We start from the raw sequence: 1,709 nt of genomic DNA on the forward strand, positions 1-1,709 counted from the left end.
CAACCCTCCTCCCCCCTCCTCTTTTGTTGTTGGTTTGGGGTGGTGGGCCTGCCCCGCGAAGAGGCCGGCACGGGCAACCATTGATTCCGATCATGCCGAGCACCAGGCTGCATCGCCAAAATCGTGTCGATCTGTCGCGCCCCCCATCTGGAACGGGCGTGTTAGCCTACCCGGCTACCTCTGACAAGAAGACTGACCCTCAATGGAATGCAGCCTATGACCCGGACCTCCTCCACCCCTGCTGAAGACCAGCACCTGCAACGCAACCTGACCAACCGCCACATCCAGCTCATCGCCATTGGCGGTGCCATCGGCACCGGCCTGTTCATGGGCTCGGGCAAGACCATCAGCCTGGCCGGCCCGTCGATCATCTTCGTCTACATGATCATCGGCTTCATGCTGTTCTTCGTCATGCGCGCCATGGGCGAACTGCTGCTGTCGAACCTCAACTACAAATCGTTCATCGACTTCTCCGCCGACCTGCTCGGCCCCTGGGCCGGCTACTTCACCGGCTGGACCTACTGGTTCTGCTGGGTGGTCACCGGCATCGCCGACGTGGTGGCGATCGCCGCCTATACCCAGTTCTGGTTCCCCGACATGCCGCAGTGGATCCCCGCGCTCAGCTGCGTGGCACTGTTGCTGTCGCTGAACCTGGTGACGGTGAAGCTGTTCGGCGAGATGGAGTTCTGGTTCGCCCTGATCAAGATCGTCGCCATCCTCGGCCTGGTGGTCACCGGCCTGTACATGGTCATCACCGGCTTCCAGTCGCCCGGCGGCGACACCGCGAGCCTGGCCAACCTGTGGAACGACGGCGGCATGTTCCCCCACGGCCTGATGGGCTTCTTCGCCGGCTTCCAGATTGCCGTGTTCGCCTTCGTCGGCATCGAGCTGGTGGGCACCACTGCCGCTGAAGCGAAAAACCCCGAGCGCACCCTGCCCCGGGCAATCAACTCGATCCCGATCCGCATCATCGTGTTCTACGTGCTGGCGCTGGTGGCGATCATGGCGGTCACGCCATGGCGCGACGTGGTGCCGGGCAAGAGCCCGTTCGTTGAGCTGTTCATGCTGGCCGGCCTGCCGGCGGCGGCGAGCATCATCAACTTCGTGGTGCTCACCTCGGCGGCCTCGTCGGCCAACAGCGGGGTGTTCTCCACCAGCCGCATGTTGTTCGGCCTGGCCCAGGAAGGCGATGCGCCCAAGGCCTTCGAAAAACTCTCGCGCCGTGCGGTGCCGGCCAACGGCCTGTACTTCTCCTGCGCCTGTCTGCTGCTGGGCGCGGTGCTGATCTACCTGGTGCCCGACGTGGTCGAGGCGTTCACCCTGGTGACCACGGTGTCGGCGGTGCTGTTCATGTTCGTCTGGACGCTGATCCTGCTGTCGTACCTGAGCTACCGCAAGAACCGTGCGGCGCTGCATGAAGCCTCGAACTACAAGATGCCCGGCGGGCGCTTCATGTGCTACGTGTGCCTGGTGTTCTTCGCCGGCATCCTGGTGCTGCTGAGCCTGCGTGACGATACCCGCCAGGCGCTGGTAGTGACGCCGATCTGGTTTGTGCTGCTGGCGGTGACCTATCAGTTTGTGCGCAGCAAGCGCCAGCCGCGTGCGGCGGTGCGTGGGGCGTCGAACAGCTGATCCTGAACCCATCGCGGGGGGAGGACAACCCCCCACCCCCCTTGTTGGGTTAGCGGGGGGGAGGGGTTGCCACTCAA

The 1,709-nt window shown here is 64.0% G+C and carries 1 protein-coding gene; it reads left to right on the forward strand.

The window, feature by feature from the left end; translation table 11 throughout:
* Positions 1 to 216: 216 nt before the first annotated feature.
* A complete protein-coding gene (gene cycA / locus ACO6VM_RS20445) occupies positions 217 to 1,632 on the forward strand; it encodes a D-serine/D-alanine/glycine transporter (RefSeq protein WP_422403728.1) in 1,416 nt (471 codons plus the stop codon).
* Positions 1,633 to 1,709: the final 77 nt, after the last annotated feature.

The sequence above is a fragment of the Pseudomonas sp. GZD-209 genome (assembly GCF_049310485.1).
GTDB classification, from domain to species: Bacteria; Pseudomonadota; Gammaproteobacteria; order Pseudomonadales; family Pseudomonadaceae; genus Aquipseudomonas; species Aquipseudomonas sichuanensis.